This is a genomic window from Erythrobacter sp. 3-20A1M, assembly GCF_018636735.1.
Taxonomy (GTDB): domain Bacteria; phylum Pseudomonadota; class Alphaproteobacteria; order Sphingomonadales; family Sphingomonadaceae; genus Alteriqipengyuania.
This window is the reverse complement of record NZ_CP045200.1, coordinates 1,452,595-1,471,533: the sequence shown is the minus strand read 5'-3', so window position 1 is coordinate 1,471,533 and position 18,939 is coordinate 1,452,595. Positions and strand designations below refer to the sequence as shown.

The 18,939-nt window shown below is 67.0% G+C and carries 20 protein-coding genes; 5 read left to right on the top strand and 15 right to left on the bottom strand.

Annotated features, from left to right (window positions below; translation table 11 throughout):
* Positions 1-105: 105 nt before the first annotated feature.
* The gene (locus tag F7D01_RS15415) at positions 106-888 is read right to left on the bottom strand and encodes a cold-shock protein (protein ID WP_215229514.1); all 783 of its coding nucleotides are present in this window, start codon (positions 886-888) and stop codon (positions 106-108) included.
* A 271-nt stretch (positions 889-1,159) separates the two neighbouring features.
* On the opposite strand from F7D01_RS15415, the gene F7D01_RS07260 reads away from it, so the two are divergent.
* From F7D01_RS07260 to F7D01_RS07245, 4 genes are read left to right on the top strand one after another with little or no spacing between them, the layout of a single operon-like run.
* Positions 1,160-1,954 carry a TerC family protein gene (locus F7D01_RS07260; RefSeq protein WP_215229513.1) on the top strand — a complete coding sequence of 265 codons (795 nt, stop codon included), beginning with the start codon at positions 1,160-1,162 and terminating at the stop codon, positions 1,952-1,954.
* Between the two features lie 7 nt (positions 1,955-1,961).
* Entirely contained in the window at positions 1,962-2,360 is a 399-nt protein-coding gene (locus F7D01_RS07255) for a hypothetical protein (protein WP_215229512.1), read from the top strand.
* 7 nt (positions 2,361-2,367) lie between these two features.
* Positions 2,368-3,315, top strand: coding sequence for a sterol desaturase family protein (locus F7D01_RS07250; RefSeq protein WP_215229511.1), 948 nt, complete (start codon positions 2,368-2,370; stop codon positions 3,313-3,315).
* A gap of 42 nt (positions 3,316-3,357) precedes the next feature.
* Complete coding sequence (locus tag F7D01_RS07245; protein WP_215229510.1) at positions 3,358-4,947, top strand: GMC family oxidoreductase; 1,590 nt, start codon at positions 3,358-3,360, stop codon at positions 4,945-4,947.
* A gap of 159 nt (positions 4,948-5,106) precedes the next feature.
* On the opposite strand, the gene F7D01_RS07240 is transcribed toward F7D01_RS07245, so the two are convergent.
* The 12 genes from F7D01_RS07240 to F7D01_RS07185 all read right to left on the bottom strand — a co-directional run bounded on the left by F7D01_RS07240 (position 5,107) and on the right by F7D01_RS07185 (position 16,249).
* Positions 5,107-6,471, bottom strand: coding sequence for an ammonium transporter (locus F7D01_RS07240; RefSeq protein ID WP_215229509.1), 1,365 nt, complete (start codon positions 6,469-6,471; stop codon positions 5,107-5,109).
* 22 nt (positions 6,472-6,493) lie between these two features.
* Positions 6,494-6,832, bottom strand: coding sequence for a P-II family nitrogen regulator (locus F7D01_RS07235; RefSeq protein ID WP_215229508.1), 339 nt, complete (start codon positions 6,830-6,832; stop codon positions 6,494-6,496).
* A gap of 163 nt (positions 6,833-6,995) precedes the next feature.
* Positions 6,996-7,691, bottom strand: coding sequence for an endonuclease/exonuclease/phosphatase family protein (locus tag F7D01_RS07230; protein WP_215229507.1), 696 nt, complete (start codon positions 7,689-7,691; stop codon positions 6,996-6,998).
* Between the two features lie 4 nt (positions 7,692-7,695).
* Positions 7,696-8,253, bottom strand: a complete 558-nt coding sequence (locus tag F7D01_RS07225) for a pyridoxamine 5'-phosphate oxidase family protein (protein ID WP_215229506.1) — start codon at positions 8,251-8,253, stop codon at positions 7,696-7,698.
* Positions 8,254-8,284: 31 nt separating this feature from the next.
* Complete coding sequence (locus F7D01_RS07220; RefSeq protein WP_215229505.1) at positions 8,285-9,853, bottom strand: peptide chain release factor 3; 1,569 nt, start codon at positions 9,851-9,853, stop codon at positions 8,285-8,287.
* A gap of 14 nt (positions 9,854-9,867) precedes the next feature.
* Complete coding sequence (locus F7D01_RS07215; protein WP_215229504.1) at positions 9,868-10,620, bottom strand: SDR family NAD(P)-dependent oxidoreductase; 753 nt, start codon at positions 10,618-10,620, stop codon at positions 9,868-9,870.
* A 4-nt stretch (positions 10,621-10,624) separates the two neighbouring features.
* Positions 10,625-13,054 (bottom strand): phenylalanine--tRNA ligase subunit beta, encoded by a 2,430-nt coding sequence (gene pheT / locus F7D01_RS07210; protein WP_215229503.1) that lies wholly within the window; start codon positions 13,052-13,054, stop codon positions 10,625-10,627.
* Entirely contained in the window at positions 13,051-14,166 is a 1,116-nt protein-coding gene (pheS, locus tag F7D01_RS07205) for a phenylalanine--tRNA ligase subunit alpha (RefSeq protein WP_215229502.1), read from the bottom strand. Before pheS ends, pheT begins: the two co-directional genes overlap by 4 nt.
* Positions 14,167-14,305: 139 nt before the next feature.
* On the bottom strand, positions 14,306-14,665 hold the full coding sequence (gene rplT / locus F7D01_RS07200; protein ID WP_215229501.1) for a 50S ribosomal protein L20: 360 nt from the start codon (positions 14,663-14,665) through the stop codon (positions 14,306-14,308).
* A gap of 51 nt (positions 14,666-14,716) precedes the next feature.
* Complete coding sequence (gene rpmI / locus F7D01_RS07195) at positions 14,717-14,920, bottom strand: 50S ribosomal protein L35 (protein WP_215229500.1); 204 nt, start codon at positions 14,918-14,920, stop codon at positions 14,717-14,719.
* A 139-nt stretch (positions 14,921-15,059) separates the two neighbouring features.
* Positions 15,060-15,467 carry a gamma-glutamylcyclotransferase gene (locus F7D01_RS07190; protein ID WP_215229499.1) on the bottom strand — a complete coding sequence of 136 codons (408 nt, stop codon included), beginning with the start codon at positions 15,465-15,467 and terminating at the stop codon, positions 15,060-15,062.
* A gap of 17 nt (positions 15,468-15,484) precedes the next feature.
* Positions 15,485-16,249, bottom strand: coding sequence for an SDR family NAD(P)-dependent oxidoreductase (locus tag F7D01_RS07185; protein WP_215229498.1), 765 nt, complete (start codon positions 16,247-16,249; stop codon positions 15,485-15,487).
* A gap of 117 nt (positions 16,250-16,366) precedes the next feature.
* Here F7D01_RS07185 and F7D01_RS07180 point away from each other — a divergent pair, with 117 nt between their 5' ends.
* Positions 16,367-17,116: an SDR family NAD(P)-dependent oxidoreductase gene (locus F7D01_RS07180; RefSeq protein WP_215229497.1), complete on the top strand. Its 750-nt coding sequence runs from the start codon at positions 16,367-16,369 to the stop codon at positions 17,114-17,116.
* Here F7D01_RS07180 and hisN read toward each other — a convergent pair whose 3' ends face one another.
* Entirely contained in the window at positions 17,117-17,935 is an 819-nt protein-coding gene (gene hisN, locus F7D01_RS07175; RefSeq protein ID WP_215229496.1) for a histidinol-phosphatase, read from the bottom strand.
* Position 17,936: 1 nt separating this feature from the next.
* Positions 17,937-18,872: a ribose-phosphate pyrophosphokinase gene (locus F7D01_RS07170; RefSeq protein WP_215229495.1), complete on the bottom strand. Its 936-nt coding sequence runs from the start codon at positions 18,870-18,872 to the stop codon at positions 17,937-17,939.
* Between the last annotated feature and the right edge of the window lie 67 nt (positions 18,873-18,939).

Sequence of the window (18,939 nt, the reverse complement as noted above, 5' to 3'; positions counted from 1 at the left end):
GATCGGAAAGCGAAACGACAAATGGCGACCCATTCGGGCCGCCATCTGGTGTTCTCTAGGTGCCTGTCCGCATGCGGTCAAACCGGTGCGGGCGAAGGCGCGGGATCAGTCCTGAACGGGGACGAGATTGACCGCCGAATGCTTGCCTCGTCGGTCGACCTCGAGATCGAACTGGTAACGTTCGCCCTCGTTGATCTGGCCGAGGCCGGACCGCTCCACCGCGCTGATGTGCACGAATGCGTCGGGCTGACCGTCGTCGCGCACGAGGAAGCCGAAGCCCTTCATCGAGTTGAAGAACTTGACCGTGCCGGTCGCCTTCTCACCCGTCAGCTCGCGCCGGGGCGCGCCAGCGCCGGCATCGTCGCGCCGCGCACCGCCGGGGCCGCCACGCGATTCGACCGGGATCACGTCGCCCACGACCTGCAGGTCCTGAGCCGAGATCTTGCCGCCGCGATCGACGAGGTTGAATTCCAGCTCCTGCCCTTCGGCCAGGCCTTCCAGCCCGGCGCGCTCAACGGCGCTGATGTGGACGAAGATATCTTCCCCGCCGCCATCCTGCTGGATGAAACCGAAACCCTTCTGGCCGTTGAAGAACTTCACCGTCCCCTTGCCGGTGCCGACGACCTGCGCGGGCATGCGGTTGAAACCGCCGCCGCCACCGCCGCCGCCGCCACGCGGGCCGCCGCCGAAGCCGCCGCGCCCGCCGCCGCCGGAACGATCGCCGTAGCCGCCGCCACCACCGCCGCCGCCACGGTCATCGAAACCGCCACGGTCGCCGAACCGGTCGCCGCCGCCGAAATTGCCCCCACCCTGAAACGGATCGAAGCCGTCTTCGCCGAAACCATCGCGCTTGTCGCGCCCACGACGACGCCCTCTATCGTAACCCATAATCCTGTCAGTACCCTGGTCTTCTGCAACCGCCTCTCAAACCGGGCCCGGCAAGGCGAGACGGCCCCTTGCCGGACAAACTTGCAGGGTCGAACGCGAGCGAAACTGCATACCCCCGTTAGTTTTCGCGATGGGTCATAGCGCGATTCCGGGTCGAGCGCGAACAATTTAAGGTGGTATTTCAGGAAAGCGCATAATCCTGCGCTGCGGCGAAACTATCTTGCTTTCGACACTCTTGCCGCTTTGGACCGGTTTGGCCAAAGATGCGCGGATGGATATCCTTTCGCTTCTTTCCGATCCCGCCGCCTGGGCAGCGCTCCTGACCCTGATTGCGCTGGAAGTCGTGCTCGGTATCGACAACCTCATCTTCATCGCGATCCTGTCGAACAAGCTCCCCCCGGAGCAACAGGAAAAGGCGCGAAAAATCGGGCTTTTGCTGGCGCTCGTCATGCGTATCGGTCTGCTGCTGCTGATCGGTTGGCTGGTGACCCTGCAAACCCCACTGTTCGATCTGGGCCTGTCGGGCAGCCCGAACGCCTATGGCGAGCCGAGCTTCGAGACGGCGTTTTCCGGTCGCGACCTGATCCTGCTCGCGGGCGGGTTGTTCCTGCTGTGGAAGGCCACGCGCGAAATCCATCACAATATGGAGCCGCATGCCCCCGATCGCGACATGCGCGACGGCCCGGCGACGCAGGCGACCCTCACCTTCGGTTCCGCCATCGTCCAGATCATCGCGCTCGACATGGTGTTCTCGATCGATTCGATTCTCACTGCCGTCGGCATGACGGATGATATCCCGATCATGGTGACCGCGGTGGTGATCACCGTGGGTATCATGCTGTTCGCGGCCAATCCGCTGGCGCGTTTCATCGAACACAACCCCACGCTGGTCATGCTCGCGCTGGCCTTCCTGGTGATGATCGGGCTGGTGCTGATCGCCGACGGCTTCGGGTTCCATGTTCCCAAGGGCTATATCTACGCCGCCATGGGCTTCTCCGTCGCCGTCGAACTGCTGAACATGTTCCAGCGCCGCCGCAGCGCCTCCGGCGCCAGCGGCGAGGGGTGATCGTGCGATGGGCGACATGCTGCTCCAGGCAGGTCTGTCGCTGGCGGCGATCCTCGCCCTGTTCGGCATCGCCGCATGGCTCGGCCTGGGCCGGGGTACGCGGATAGCGGATGCGGCCCACGCGAAGGCGCTGGCGCAGGAGGCGGACGGCGGCTTCGAACCGGTCGATGCGCTGGTCGGGCGCGACGGACGCACCGCGCTGGTGCGGGGGGATGACGACCGGTTCATCGCGATCAAGGTCCACGGGGCGCATTTCGCCGCTCGGCCGGTATCGCGCGAGGCGATCGCGATCGGGCGCGACGGAACGCTGGCTATCGCGAGCGGCGATCGCCTGTTCGGCAGGCTCGCGATCGCCCTGCGCCAACCCCCGCCGGATTGGCTGACCCGCGCGCAGCGGGTAGATTGACGCCGCGATGCCCGATTTCAGCCCCATCACCTACGCCATTCCGGCCTTCGTGCTGCTGGTGCTGGCCGAGATGGTGTGGGCGCGCTTCCGCCGGCCCACGGCCTACGAGCCGCGCGATACGCTGACCTCGCTCGCCATCGGGCTCGGCAGCACGGTCATCGGCGCGATCACCGGCATCGCCACGCTGGCGTTGTTCCTGTGGCTCTACCAGTTCCGGCTGTTCGATTTCGGCGCGCGGTGGTGGCTGGTGTGGTGGGCCTGGCCGATCTGTTTCGTGGCGGACGATTTCGCCTATTACTGGGCGCATCGGCTGGGGCACCGGGTGCGCTGGTTCTGGGCGGCACACGTCAACCACCATTCCAGCCAGCACTACAATCTCAGCACCGCACTGCGGCAGAGCTGGACCGGCTTCTTCGCGCTGGGTTTCATCTTCACGATGCCGCTCGTCCTGCTGGGTTTCCACCCCGCGATGATCGCGATCTGCCACGGCTTCAACCTGATCTACCAGTTCTGGATTCATACCGAGGCGATCGGGCGGATGCCGCGCTGGTTCGAGGCGGTGATGAACACGCCGAGCCATCACCGCGTCCACCATGCGACCAATCCGCGCTATCTCGACCGCAACTTCGCCGGCGTCTTCATCGTGTGGGACAAGGCGTTCGGCTCTTTCGAACCCGAGCGCGACGACGAACCGATCCGCTACGGCATCGTGAAGCAGCTCGGCACGTTCCATTTCCTGTGGAGCGTGTTCCACGAATGGATCGGCATGGGCCGCGACATCGCCCGGGCGCCGTGGCGGCACAAGCTGTCCTATCTGCTGCGCGAACCGGGCTGGAGCCATGACGGCAGCCGGGAAACCTCCGACATGATCCGCGCGCGCTGGGCGCGGCGGAGCGGCCAGCCGCGCCCGCTGGAGGACCGGCCCGAACCTCCACGCGAAAGGCGATTGTCGTAGTCGCGGGTGCTGCCTAGTCTTTCCGCCGAGGAGAGGCAGTTCATGGATCAATACGATTACATCGTGATCGGCGGCGGCAGCGCGGGCAGCGCGGTGACCGGTCGGCTGGCGCAGGATGGCACGCGGCAGGTCTGCCTGATCGAGGCGGGCGGGCGCAACGACACGCTGGCGGTGAAGACGCCGGGGCTGATGCCCTTCATCGGGAAGCGGCAGAACTATCGCTACGAGACAGTCCCGCAGAAGGGGCTGAACGGGCGACGGGGCTACCAGCCGCGCGGGCGCGGGCTGGGGGGATCCTCCGCGATCAACGCCATGCTCTATCTGCGCGGCCATCCATGGGATTACGACAACTGGGCCGCCATGGGCTGCACCGGCTGGAGCTGGGACGAGGTGCTGCCATGGTTCCGCAAGTCGGAAGCGAACGAGCGCGGCGCGAGCGAATGGCACGGCGCAGGCGGCCCGCTGTTTGTGTCCGACCAGCGCTCGGTCAATCCCGCCAGCGCCGCCTTCGTCGAAGCGGCCGCGTCGCTGCAATTGCCGCTGAACGAGGATTTCAACGGTGCCCGGCAGGAAGGCTTCGGCACCTTCCAGGTGACGCAGCACAAGGGCGAGCGCTGGAGCGCGGGGCGTGCCTTCGTCGAGCCGGTGCTCGACCAGCCCAATGTCCACTTGCGAACCAACACGCTGGTGGAGCGCCTGCAGATCGAGGGCAATTGCGTGACCGGCGTGGTGGTGCGCAAGGGGCGCGGGCATCAGACGCTGACCGCCCGGCGCGGAGTGATCCTGTCCGCCGGCGCGTTCAACTCGCCCCAGATCATGATGCTGTCCGGCATCGGGCCGGGCGGGCACTTGCGAGAGCATGGCATCCAGGTGGTGCAGGACCGGCCCGACGTTGGCGCCAATCTGCAGGACCATGTCGATTACGTGTCGAGCTGGCAGACCACCAGCGACGTGCCGGTCGGCGATTCTCTGGCCGGGATGATGCGCACGGCGAAGGCGCTGGTCCAGCACCGCCGCAGCCGCAGCGGGCCGATGACCACGCCCTATGCCGAAACCGGCGGCTTCCTGACGCTGCGCGACGGTGCGCCTGCGCCCGACATGCAATGGCATTTCGTGCCTGCCATGCTGGAGGATCACGGACGTACCCGTGTGAAGGGGCACGGCTTCTCGCTCCACGCCTGCGTCCTGCGGCCCGCGAGCCGCGGCACGGTGCGGCTCGCCTCGCCCGACGCGGCGGAAGGGCCCGCGATCGATCCGAACTTCCTGGGCGATCCGGACGACATCGCCCTGCTGCGCGACGGCGTGCGCCTGTCGCAGCGGATCGGGGAAGCACCGGCCCTGCAGGCCTTCGGCCCGACCGACCGCTATCCCGTCGACCCGTCGGACGAGGCCGCGCTGGACCAGCTGATCCGCGACCGCGCGGACACGATCTATCATCCCGTCGGCACCTGCCGCATGGGCGCCGACGCGGACAGCGTGGTCGATCCGACGCTGAAAGCGCGCGGGCTGGAGCGGTTGTGGATCGCCGATGCCTCGATCATGCCCAGGATCGTGGGCGGCAACACCAATGCACCGTGCATCATGATCGGCGAGCGCTGCGCGGATTTCGTGCAGGCCGCCGAGCGCGCCTAAGCCGGGGACTTTCGCGGCTGTCTCTGACGCGCGCATAAAAAAGGGCCGGAGCACTTGGCCCCGGCCCTTGCAAGGTGGCTTGTTCGCAGGAGGAACATGGTTTGGCGGGGCCGGGGCCCGGGAGAGGAGAGAGAGGCCCCGGCCCCGCCAATTCGGTAATCAGTTGTAGGCGCGCTCTCCATGTTCGCCGATGTCGAGACCTTCGACTTCGACTTCCTCGGAGACCCGCAGGCCGGTCAGCGCCTTGACGATGAAGCCGATGATCAGCGTACCGACGGCGGCCCACACGATGGCGACGATCACGGCGATGATCTGCATCATCACCTGTCCGCCCATCGAATAGTCCGCCGGATCGCCCGGCCCGCCCAGCGCGGGGCTGTAGACGATACCGGTGCCGATCGCGCCGACGATGCCGGCCACGCCGTGGATGCCAAACACGTCCAGCGCGTCGTCATATCCCAGCTTCGGCTTCAGCTTGGCGACCGCGAAGAAGGCCACGGCGGAGGCGATGAAGCCCAGCACGATGGCACCGAACGGGCCGCTGTTGCCCGCCGCGGGGGTCACCGCGACGAGACCGGCGATGATGCCCGAGCACCAGCCGAGCGTGGAGCCCTTGTGCCCGGAGAACTTCTCCATCAGCATCCAGCCCAGGCCCGCCGCCGCGGTGGCGACGAAGGTGTTGATCATCGCCAGGCCGGCGGTTCCGTCCGCCTCCAGCTCCGACCCGGCGTTGAAGCCGAACCAGCCCACCCATAGCAGCCCGGTGCCGACCATGGTCAGCGTCAGGCTGTGCGGCGGCATCGGCTCCGCCGGATAGCCCCGGCGCTTGCCCAGCAGCATGGAGAGCACCAGGGCCGAGACACCGGCGTTGATGTGCACCACGGTGCCCCCGGCGAAATCGAGCGCGCCCATGTCGAACAGCAGCCCGCCTTCGGCCCAGACCATGTGGGCGATGGGGAAATAGACGACCGTGAGCCAGATGATCCCGAACAGCATGACGGCCGAGAACTTGAGCCGCTCCACCGTCGCGCCGAGGATCAGCGCGAGCGTGATCGCCGCGAAGGTCATCTGGAAGCTCGCGAACACGTATTCGCTGATGACTTCGTCGCTGAACGTTGCGGCGGTGCTGTCGGAGGTGACGCCGCTGAGGAAGTATTTGCCCCAGCTGAAGAAGGCGTTCCCCTCCGGTCCGAACGCGGTGCCGTAGCCCCACATCACCCAGACGAGCATGGCGAGCGCGGTCGCCCCCCCGATCTGCGTCATGGTCGACAGCATGTTCTTGGACCGGGTGAGGCCGCCATAGAACAGCGCCAGACCCGGCAGGATCATCATCAGGACGAGGATGGTCGACGTCATCATCCAGGCGTTGTTGCCCGGATTGGGAACGGCAGCGGCGGTTTCGGCGGTGGCCGCCGCGATGGGCGAGCCGGCGACCGCGTCTGCCGTTTCCTGAGCGAAGGCGGCGGTGGCGGCGAGCCCGGTAACGAGCGCCGCGCCGGTGCCGCGTAGGAGTGTACGGATCATTGTCTGTTGTCCCCCTCGGATATCAGAGTGCGGTATCGCCGGTCTCGCCGGTGCGGATGCGGGTCGCGCTGGCGAGATCGAGCACGAAGATCTTGCCGTCGCCGATCGATTCGGTCCCGGCGGTCTGCTGGATCGTTTCCACGACCTTGTCGGCGAGATCGTCCGCGGCAGCGATTTCGAGCTTCACCTTGGGCAGCATGTTGGTCGAATATTCGGCCCCGCGGTAAATCTCGGTCTGCCCCTTCTGACGGCCGAAGCCCTTGACCTCGGTCACGGTCATGCCCGCAACCCCGATCCCGCCGAGTGCTTCGCGCACCTCGTCGAGCTTGAACGGCTTGATGACGGCAATGATGAATTTCATGCGTCCCCCTCATGCACTGAATCGCCGGACCCGTTTCCGGCTTCCGCCTACGGCAGCAAAAGCCGTGCCAGTGCAGAGGAAAGGCGCTATTTCAATGGGCTGAGGGTTACCGGGCAGGATGCTCGACCCGCCGTGTTGGTTAGAAATTAGGCAGCGCCTAATATTAGGGCAGCTCTAGCGCCGCCCAGATCGGTAAATGGTCGGAGGCGCGGGTCGCGAGCGCGCTGTGATGGACGCCCTGCTCCACGATACGCCAGCTCTTCGACACCACCATGCGATCGAACCGCGCGATCGGACGCACGCCGGGATAGCTGCGTCCGGGGGACAGGGCGCGCCATTGCGGGCCGAATTCGTCCATCGCCCCGGCGGAGCTGCGCCACTGGTTGAAATCGCCCATCAGCACTTCGGGGCAGGCGGGGGTAGCGGCCTCCATATGGCCGAGCAGGTGGCGCACCTGGCTGCGCCGCCGCAGGCCCGACAGGTCGAGATGCGTGCCGACGATGCGAAAGAGATGGCCCTCGTGCTCCAAATCCGCGCACACGGCCCCGCGCGGCTCCAGCGTCGGCATGTCGAGCGGCTCGCAATGGGCAATGGTCATCGATCGGCGCACCAGCAGCGCGTTGCCGTGCCACCCGATCGATCGGGGCCGCCGCGCGATAGGCACGACCTTCCACGGCGTGTCGTCCAGCGCGGCGCGGGGCAGCACCGTCTCGCGTTCGCCCAGCCGCTCGTCCGCCTCCTGCAGCGCGATGACATCGGCATTCAGCTCGCGCAGGACCGCGATGATCCGCGCCGGGTCGCGGCGCCTGTCGGTGCCGACCGCCTTGTGGATGTTGTAACTGGCGAGCTTCAGCCGCACGCGCCTATTCGCCGGCGATATAGCGGTCGGTCGGGCGGGCCGGCAGCCCGTCGATGCTGACGGTTCGCTGCGCCATCTTGGCCGCCCATTTCACCGGATCGGCCTGCGCGTGGTATTTGTGCAGCGTGCCGCGCTCGCGCTCGAGCGTCATCAGCGGCACCCCCCAGCCGCAACTGGTCTGCACGCTCTCCACCGCGATGTCGAAGATCTGCCGCGTGCCGGGCATCAGCTCGAAATGCGCCGCCAGTTCCGCCCACTCGGCGTCGGCGGGCAGCACCGGCCGACCCCGGCCGTAGATGCGCAGGATCAGCGCAGGCTGTTCGAAATTGCAGAACATGACTGTGATCCGCCCGTCGGCGAGCAGATGCGCGTTGGTCTCGTTGCCCGATCCGCCCAGATCGAGATAAGCGACCCGGTCGGGCGCCAGCACGCGAAACGCATCGTAGCCCTTGGGGCTGAGGTTGATGCGCGCATCGGGGGCTGCGGTGGCGACGAAGAAGACCGGCTGGCGCGCGATCATCGCCATGTGGTCGTCAGTCAACGTGTCGGTGAAATCGGCCATTGCGCCATGCTAGGTCCGAACGCGCCGCCTGTCACCGCTCCTTGGTGGCGGAAAACGCCAGCTCGGTATGCTTTTCCGCCTGGTAGTTCACGTCCCACGGGCTTTTCGCGAGGAATACCAGATCGCCGTCGCGGTCGCGGGCGAGATTGGCGCGATTGAAACTCTCGAATTCCTCCAGCGGCTTGCCCTCGCCCTTCACCCAGCGGGCGGTGGCGAAGGGCGCGGGCTCCAGCGCGGCCTCCACCTTGTATTCCGCCTCCAGCCGACTGATCAGCACTTCCAGCTGCAGCTGGCCGACCACGCCGACGATGTGCTGCGCGCCGATCTCCGGGTAGAAGACCTGGATCACGCCCTCTTCCGACAGATCGTCCAGCGCCTTGCGCAGCTGCTTGGTCTTGGTCGGATCCCGCAGCTGGACGCGCCGCAGGATTTCGGGCGCGAAATTCGGCAGGCCGGTGAAGCGCACGTCGTTCTTCTCGGACAGCGTATCGCCCACGCGCAGCGTGCCGTGATTGGGGATGCCGATGATGTCGCCGGGCAGCGCGGTGTCGGCGATCTCGCGGTCCTGCGCGAAGAACAGGATTGGCGAATGCACCGCGATCGGCTTGCCGAGGCCCGACGGCGTCAACTTCATGCCACGTTTGAAGGTGCCCGACACCTGCCGCATGAAGGCGATGCGGTCGCGGTGGTTCGGGTCCATATTGGCCTGCACCTTGAAGATGAAGCCGGTGACCTCGTCCCGGGTCGGCGAAATCTCGCCCTCGTCGGCGGGCTGGGGCCGCGGATCGGGCGCGTATTTCGCGATCGCGTCGATGATCGCGTCGACGCCGAACTGCTTCAAGGCGCTGCCGAAATAGACCGGGGTCAGGTCGCCGTTGCGATAGGCCTCGAAATCGAAATCGGGATAGCCCTCGCGCGCCAACAGCCCCTCTTCCGCAACGCGCGCGACCCCGTCTGCAGACAGGTGCTCCGCCAGCTTCGGGTCTTCGGGGCCGTCGAAGGACAGGCTCTTGCCGCGAAATTCCTTCGCATCGCCTTCGGGCAGTTGCAGCTCGTCCCGCTCGAAATCGTACACCCCCTCGAACAGGCCGCCCATACCGACCGGCCAGCTCATCGGCGCGGTGTCGAGCGCCAGCTTCTCCGCGATCTCGTCGAGCAGTTCGAAGGCGTCGCGCCCCTCGCGGTCGATCTTGTTGACCAGCGTGATGATCGGCACGGAGCGCAGGCGGCAGACCTCGAACAGCTTCAATGTCTGCGGCTCGATACCCGCCGCCGCGTCCAGCACCATGATCGCCGAATCGACCGCGGTCAGCGTGCGATAGGTGTCTTCGGAGAAATCCTCGTGCCCCGGCGTGTCGAGCAGGTTGAAGGTGATGCCGTTGCGTTCGAAGGTCATCACGCTGGAGGTGACCGAGATGCCGCGCTGCTGCTCGATCTTCATCCAGTCGGACCGCGCGCGCCGCGCCTGCCCCCGCGCCTTGACCTCACCCGCGAGATGGATCGCGCCGCCTTTCAGCAGCAGTTTCTCGGTCAGCGTGGTCTTGCCCGCGTCGGGGTGCGAGATGATCGCGAAGGTGCGGCGGGGATTGGCATCGGACATTCTGGGTTCTCGGATCAGTGGTTCTCGCGCGCCACCCGGAAGCCCGCGAAATCCTGGTTCACCGGCATCAGCTCGAGGCGGTTGATATTGAGATGCGGCGGCAGCTCGGCGATCCAGCGGATCGTGTTCGCGATATCCTCGCCCGTCATCGGATCGACCCCGGCATAGAGCTCGTCCGACGCCTCCTGGCTGCCGGTGCGGACCTTGGTGAATTCGGTCTCGACCATGCCCGGCTCGATCGAGGTGACGCGGACGCCGGTGCCGTGGAGGTCGGCGCGCAATGCCAGCGTGAAATGGTTCACGAACGCCTTGCTGCCGGCATAGACGTTGCCGCCGGGATAGATGTAGCTGCCCGCGACCGAGCCGATCGAGATGATCGCGCCCTTACGCTCGATCAGGCCCGGCAGCAGCTTGCGCGTCAGCGTCACCAGCGCGCTGACGTTGGTGTCGATCATCGTCTGCCAGTCGTCGAGATTGGACTCCTGCGCGGGCGAGAGGCCCTGCGCCAGACCGGCATTGTTCACCAGCAGATCGATCCCGGCGAACGCGTCGGGCAACGCAGCGATCGCGGCGTCCATCGCGTCGGTATCGCGCACGTCGAACACCGCTGCGTGGACCTTGTCCGCGCCCAGTTCCTCGACCAGCGCGTCCAGCCGCTCCTTGCGCCGCCCGGTCGCGACGCAGCGCCAGCCGCTGGCGACCAGCGCGCGCACGGTGGCCTCGCCGATCCCGGCGGTGGCTCCGGTGACGAATGCGGTCCTGCTCATCGGTCTATCCTCTCAGCTCCGCGCCCTGCTTCGCCGCGGCGGCGACGATGCGCTCGGAAATGGCCTTGATCTGGTCTTCGGTGAAGCTCTTCTCACCCGGTTGCAGGACGACCTCGATCGCGACCGACTTGCTACCCTCGGGCACGCCCTGGCCGGCGAAGACGTCGAACACGCGCGCGTCGGCGATCGCCTGCTTCTCCGCCCCGCGCACCGCGCGCAGCAGATCGCCCGCCGGAAGCGCCTCGGGGACGAGGAAGGCGAAGTCGCGCGTGATCGCCTGCAGGGCAGGCGGGCTGAAGGCGCTGCGAGCGAAGCTCGGCTCGCCTTTCTTGGCCGGTAGCGCGTCGAGGAAAATCTCGACCGCGACCACCGGGCCGTCGATGTCGAACGCCTTCAGCGTAGCGGGATGGAGCGCGCCGAAGCGGGCGAGCACGTTCTTGGGGCCGAGCCGCAGCGTCGCCGATTGGCCGGGATGGAACTGCGCGCCAGCGCCGTCCATCACCATCAGGTTGGCAACCGGCGCGCCCGCGGCGGCCAGCAGCGCCTCGGCCTCCGCCTTGGCATCGAACGCGTCGAAACCGGTCGCCTTGCCGGTCGCCCAACCGCGCGGGGTGCGATCCCCCGCAAGCAGCACGCCGAGCGTCGGGCGCTCGTCGCTCATGCCGCTTTCGCCGCGAAGGTAGCGGCGGCCGATCTCGAACAGCCGCGTGGCGTCCGCCCCACGATCGGCATTGCGCTTGGCCGCGCCGATCAGGCCGGGCAACAGCGAGGGGCGCATGGCCTTCATGTCCTCGCTGATCGGGTTTTCGAGGACCCAAAGGTCCGAGCCATCGGTGGCGAACTGTTCCGCTTGCGGAACCGGCAGAAAGGACCAGGTCACCGCCTCGTTCAGCCCGCGACCCGCGGCGGCGCGGCGCAGGCGGCGTTCGAGCAGTTGCTGGGGCGTCGCGGTGGGCGTGGCGACGCCTTCGCGACGCGGCAGCGCCACGCTTTCCACCCGGTCGAGCCCATGGATGCGCACCACTTCCTCGACCAGATCGGCCGGCCCCTCGATATCGTGCCGCCGCGCGGGGATCCCCACCGGAATTTGGTGTCGCGTGCCGCCCGCCCGCGCCGAGCTAGGCGTCTTTGGCACCCGAAAATCGAGTGACTCTAATATCGAAAGCTGTTGAGCGACGGGCACGTTCACACCGCCTAAGGTGCGAACCAAATCGGTATCGAAAGCTACTTCGCGCGGCTCGACCGGCGGCTCGCCCGCGCGCACCACCTCGCTCGCCTCGCCGCCGCAGATGCGCAGCACGAGGTCGGTCAGGATCGCGAGCCCGTCGTCGAGGAAGGCGGGATCGACCCCGCGTTCGAACCGGGTGCGCGCATCGCTGGCGAGGCCGAGCTTGCGCCCGGTCACCCCGATGCGCGCCGGATCGAAATAGGCGATCTCCAGCAACACGTCGGTCGTGCCTTGCGTGACGCCCGAATGTTCGCCGCCCATGATCCCGGCGATGTCGTGGACCTGGGCTTCGTCCGCGATCACCGTCATGGTGTCGTCGAGCGTGTAGGTCTTCTCGTTTAGCGCCTCGACGCTCTCGCCGTCCCGCGCCCGGCGCGCGGTCATCGCGCCCGATAGCTTCGCGAGGTCGTAGGCATGGGCGGGCCGCCCGAAGGCGAGCATCAGGTAATTGGTGATGTCGACGATCGCGCTGATCGGGCGCTGGCCCGCGGCGATCAGGCGGCGTTGCATCCATTCCGGGCTGGCGCCGTTCGACACGCCGCGCACGACGCGGCCGTAGAAGGCGGGGCAGCCCTCCGGATCGTCGGTGCGGATCTCGATCGGACACGCGCCCTTCGCCGCGACCTCCGGCACCGGGAACGGCTTGAACGTGCCGAGCCCCGCCGCGGCGAGATCGCGCGCGATCCCCATCACCCCCATGCAATCGGGCCGGTTGGCGGTAATGGCGACGTCGATCACCGGCGAGGCGGCGTGGTAGTCCGCGAAGCTCGCCCCCACCGGCGCGTCCTCGGGCAGTTCGATAATGCCCTCATGCGCATCGCCCAGCTCCAGCTCGCGAACCGAGCACATCATGCCGTTCGATTCGACGCCGCGGATCGCGCTCTTGCGCAATTCCATCCCGTTCGACGGGACTACCGCGCCGGGCAGACCGAGCACGCCCTTCATGCCCGCGCGCGCATTAGGCGCGCCGCACACGACGGTCAGCGGATCGCCTTCGCCGGTCGAGACCTCCAGCACTTGCAGCTTGTCGGCATCGGGATGCGGCTTTGCGGTCAGCACCTCGGCAACGCGGAAGCCCGCCAGTTTCTGCGCCGGGTCCTCGATCCCCTCGACCTCGTGTCCGATGCGGTTGAGCGCGTCGGCGACCTCCCCGACCGTGGCATCGGTTTCGAGGAAATATTTCAGCCATTCGAGCGAGAACTTCATGCCCCTGCTCCCACCGGCGCGCCCACGCCGCCCGACAGGGTCGGCTGGTCGACTGCGCCGAAGCCGTAGTGCGACAGCCAGCGGGCATCCCCGTCGAAGAAGGCGCGCAAATCGTTCATCCCGTATTTGAGCATGGCGAGGCGGTCGATCCCGCAGCCGAAGGCGAAGCCCGAGTAACGCTCAGGATCGACGCCCGCGAATTCCAGCACGCGGCGGTTGACCATGCCGCTGCCGAGCAGTTCCATCCACGCATGGCCCGGCGCATCGCCGTCGCCGCCGACCACGCGGCGGCCACCCTCGGTGGCGTAACCGACATCGACCTCCACGCTCGGCTCAGTGAAGGGGAAATAGCTGGGGCGCAGACGCAGCACGATGTCGTCGCGCTCGAAGAACGCCTTGAGGAAGGTCTCGAGCGTCCATTTGAGATGGCCGAGATGGATGCCCTCGTCGATCACCAGCCCTTCCACCTGGTGGAACATCGGCGTGTGCGTCGCGTCGCTGTCGGAGCGATAGGTGCGGCCCGGCGCAATGATGCGCAACGGCGCGCCGTGATCCTGCATCGATCGGATCTGTACGGGGCTGGTATGGGTGCGCAGCAGCATCTGGTAGCCGTCCGCATTCCGATCGGGGAAATAGAACGTGTCGTGCGCAGCGCGCGCGGGATGCGTTTCCGCCATGTTGAGCGCGGTGAAATTGTGCCAGTCGGTCTCGATTTCCGGACCGGTGGCGACCGCGAAGCCGAGATCGGCGAAGATTTCGGCCAGCTCGTCCATCACCTGGGCAACCGGGTGGACCGTCCCGCGCGGGGCTTGCGGCGCGGGCAGCGTCAGGTCGAGCCGCTCGCTCGCCAGCCGTTCCTCCAGAGCCGCCGCCTCCAGCGCGGCCTTGCGGTCCTCGACCGCCTCGGCGACGCGGGCACGCAGGCCCTGAATGCGCGGGGCTTCGCTCTGGCGCTCTTCCGGGCTCATCTTGCCCAGCGTCTTCATCAGCTGGCTGATCCAGCCCTGCTTGCCCAGCGCCTCGACGCGGATTGCCTCGACGGCGTCGACGCCATCGGCGGCGTGCAGCCGCTCCAGCGTTTGGGTGACCTGTTGTTCTTGTTCGGTGCTCATCGTCGGTGCCGATTAAGGGGGACAAAGAAAAAGCGCCACCCCCGCATGGGCGGGAATGGCGCTTCCTGAAATCAAAGCGTCGTCAGGTCAGGCCGGAAGCGCCCTTCGACAGGCTCAGGACAGGCGACGCCCGGCCAGCTTACGCAGGCAGCGCGTCCTTGGCCTGCTTGACGATGTGGCTGAAGGCCGCGCCTTCGTTCATCGCGAGATCTGCCATGACCTTGCGGTCGAGCTCGATCCCGGCAAGCTTCACGCCGTGCATGAACTGCGAATAGGTCAGGCCTTCGGCGCGGACCGCGGCGTTGATCCGCTGGATCCACAGCGCGCGGAAGCTGCGCTTCTTAACCTTGCGGTCGCGATAGGCGTACTGGCCGGCCTTCTCGACCGCCTGGCGCGCGACGCGAATGGTGTTCTTGCGACGACCGCGATAGCCCTTGGCCTGGTCGAGCAGCCGCTTGTGCTTCTGGCGCGTGGTGACGCCGCGTTTGATGCGAGGCATAGTATATCCTTCCTAAATCGGTGCGGCCGGGCATCCGCCCGACCCGCCAAATCAATTCAAACCGTAGGGCGCCCATTTCTTGACGTGCGCGACGTCGGCGTCCGACAGCACGCTGGTGCCGCGGTTCTGGCGGATATACTTCGCATTGTGGCTCATCAGGCGGTGGCGCTTGCCCGCGACACCATGCTTGACCTTGCCGGTGGCGGTGAATTTGAAGCGTTTCTTCACACCGCTCTTGGTCTTCAGCTTGGGCATTTTCATCTCCTGTCGAGAAGTTTCGATAGTCAGGGACACATCCGATCCGCCCTGGCAGCCCTAACAGCCAGGCCGATCATCCGATTCATGTGTCGGTGAGGTGGGCGCACATAGCGCCTGCCACGCAGATTGCAAGGCTTCAGGCGCCGTAGGGCCGCCGTCCGCTCTCGTCCAGCCAACGCGCGAAATCGCCGTGCTCGATCCGCTCCAGCCCCTCGACCGGACCGCGCCAGCAATAGGCGCCCGCAGGAATTGCCGTGCCGTCGGGCGCGTATAACGGAATCGAGCGGCGATCGTAATCCTCGCCCGCCCGTTCGAAGATATCGATCGTCGCCATCACCTGCGGCTCCACCTCGTGCACCATGCCGCGCACCGGCCCGGCGGCGGGGTCGGGCACAAAGGCGGGGAACGGGCCCTCCGCATCCTCCACCACATAGAGCCGACCCGTGGCGACAGCCGGAAACCCATCGTCGATCTTGTCGGCCAGCCGCCGCGCCGCGCCTTGCGCGATATCGCCCAGCAGGACGCCGTAGAGAAACAGCCGCATCGTTCCGGTCCCCCCGATCAGTGCTCGTAGATCATCTTCACCGTCATGCCGCCATCGACATTGACGTGCTGCCCGGTGACGAAGCCTGCCCCCGCGAGATATTCGATCGCCTCCGCGATATCCTGCGGGCGACCGACCCGGCCCGCGGGGTGTTGCTCCCGGTCCTTCGCGCGGTGGTTCGGGTCCTCGCGCTCGGCTTCCTTCTGCCAGTCGCGCGTCTCGATCCAGCCGGGGCGAATCGCGTTGACGCGAATGTCGGGACCAAGCGAGACCGCCATGGCATGGGTCAGCGCGTCGACCCCGCCCTTCGCCGCGGCATAGGCGAAGCTCTCGGGTTCGCTCATCACCGCGCGGGTGCTGGAGATATTGACGATGCTGGCCCCTTCCGCGCGGCGCAGCAGCTTGACCGCCGCGCGGCTGCAAAGGAACGCGCCGGTCAGGCTCGCATCGATCCACGCCTGCCATTTGTCGAGCGCGAGATCCTCCAGCGGCCCGGCATAGGGATCGGCGATCCCCGCATTGTTGACCAGGCAGGTGAGCGGCGCATCGTCCAGCCAGTCGCCGATCGCGGCGAACGCCTGCTCCACCTCGTCCTCCACCCCGACATCGCATTCAAGCGTCAGGCAGTCGCTCGCCGGGAGCAGGCCGGCCAGCTCCGCCAGCGCGTCTCCATCCTTGTCCAGCGCGGCGACGCACCAGCCCAGGCCGTGGAAGTGCAGCGCGCTCGCGCGCCCGATCCCGGCACCGCCGCCGGTGATCACTATCGATTTGCGTTCGCTCATGTCCGGCCAACGCCCCACGTCCATCCCTGTGCCGAAGTGCCGAGCCAATCGGCGGAACGCGCGGGCCGGAGCGGGATTTGAACCGCGTACCCCCGCTCACTCGAAAGGAACCACCCCATGCCCCGCTTCACGAACCGCGCCGTCCTCGTCACCGGCGGCACCTCGGGCATCGGCAAGGAAACCGCGCGGCAATTGCTGGCGGAGGGCGCGCGCGTGCTGCTGACCGGGCATAGCCCCGACCATATCGAGCAGACGCGCAACGACCTGCCCGACGCGACAGTGATCGCCAACGACGTCACCGCCGATGGCGCGATCGACGAATTGCTGACGGCGATCGACGAGTTCGCACCCGACGGCCTCGACGGCGTATTCCTCAACGCAGGCTACGGCGCGTTTCGCGACATGGCGGAGGTGGATGGCGAGCATCTCGACCGGCATTACCAGGTCGATCTGCGCGCCCCGATCCTGCAGGCGCAGGCGCTGGGCGACAGGCTGAAGGATGGCGGCAAGATGCTGCTGATCGGATCGGGCACCGTGGGCGGCGGGCGGGCCGACACCATGGTCTATTCGGCGATGAAGGCGGGCATCCGCCAGGCCGCGCGTTCACTCGCGACGCATTACGCGAAGCGCAAAATCAACGTGAACGTGGTCACCCCGGGCCTGACCAATTCCAACTTCCACGACCGCGGCGGCATGGGCGAGGAAGAGCAGAAGCAGTACAAGGAAAAGGTCGCCGGCATGGTCCCGCTCGGCCGGGTGGGCGAGCCCGAGGACGTGGCGAAGGCGGCGCTGTTCCTCCTGTCCGACGATGCGAACTACATTACCGGCACCGAACTGCGCGTCGATGGCGGGCTGACCATGGCCTGATCAGTCGTGGTCGTGGTGGTGGTGCGCGGACGCCGCGCCCATCGCCTCCAGCACGTCTTCCAGCCGCGCCGGATCGCCCAGCGCCAGCACCGTACCGTCGCTGTCGGCGTCGAGCGGATGACCCTGCCAATCGCTCATGGTGCCGCCGGCGCCCTCCACAATGGGGACCAGCGCGGCATAATCGTAGAGCTGCAAGCCCGCCTCGCACACGATGTCGAGATGGCCGGAGGCGAGCAGGCCGTAATTGTAGCAGTCGCCGCCATAGACGATCAGCCCCTGCTTGCGATTGCGCCCGACCTCGCTGGCGAGCGCCATATAGGCTTCCGCATGGTCGGGCCCGAAATAATGCGGGCTGCTGGTCGCCAGCATCGCGCCGTCCAACGCGCGGCACGACCGGGTGCTGACGGGCGAACCATTGAAGGTGGTCGGCTGGCCGATCAGCCCGGCCCAGCGCTCGCGCGACACCGGCTGGTCGATCACGCCCAGCACCGGCCACCCATCCTGCACCAGCGCGATCAGCGTGCCGAAGATCGGGCGACCAGCCATGAAGCTGATCGTACCGTCGATCGGATCGAGCACCCATTGCCGACCCGCGCTCTCGTTATGCGTGCCGTATTCCTCGCCGATGATCCCGTCGTCGGGCCGCTCCGCCTCGATCAGCTGGCGCATCGCCGCCTCCGCAGCGCGGTCCGCCTCCGTCACGGGGGAGGCATCGCCCTTGCGATCGTCCGCCCAGTCGCCGCGGAACAGCGGGCGGATCGCCGCCCCTGCCGCATCGGCCAGCCGCTGGGCGAAGGCGAGATCGGCGGCGCTGGCCATCCTAGTCGAACAGGCTCGAAACCGAACTCTCGTCGGCGATGCGGCGCACCGCCTCGCCGATTAGCGGCGCGATGGTGAGAATGCGGATCTTGTCCGAATCGAGCGCCGCATCGGTCGGACGGATCGAATCGGTGATGACCAGTTCCTTCAGCGCGGAGCCATCGACGCGGGCGACCGCGCCGCCCGACAGCACGCCGTGGGTGATATAGGCCGCGACCGAGCTGGCACCCTGGTCCAGCAGCGCCTGCGCCGCGTTGCACAGCGTCCCGCCCGAATCGACGATATCGTCGATCAGGATGCAGTGCCGCCCGTGCACGTCGCCGATGATGTTCATCACTTCCGATTCGCCGGGCCGGTCGCGCCGCTTGTCGACGATGGCCAGCGGCGCATTGTCGAGCCGCTTCGCCAGCGCCCGCGCGCGCACCACGCCGCCCACGTCCGGGCTGACCACCATCAGGTCCTGATCGCCATAGCGCGCCTGGATATCGGCCGCCATCACGGGCGCGGCGTACAGATTGTCGGTCGGAATATCGAAGAAGCCCTGGATCTGCCCGGCATGCAGATCGACCGCCAGCACGCGGTCGGCCCCGGCCTGCGTGATGAGGTTCGCCACCAGCTTGGCCGAGATCGGCGTGCGTGGGCCGGGCTTCCGGTCCTGCCGGGCATAGCCGAAATAGGGGATCACCGCCGTGATCCGGCGGGCGGAGGCGCGGCGCAAAGCGTCGATCCCGATCAGTAGTTCCATCAGGTTGTCGTTCGCGGGGAAGCTGGTCGACTGGATCATGAAGACATCCTCGCCCCGCACGTTCTCGTGGATTTCGATGAAGATCTCCTCGTCCGCGAAGCGTCGCACGCTGGCGTCGGTCAGCGGCATTTCGAGATAACCCGCGATCGCCCGGGCGAGCGGCAGGTTCGAATTGGCGGACATGATTTTCATCTGGATGCGGGGTCCCTGTCGGCGGCGCAGAATCGCTGTCGCCGGACTTAGCCGAGGGTCACGGGAT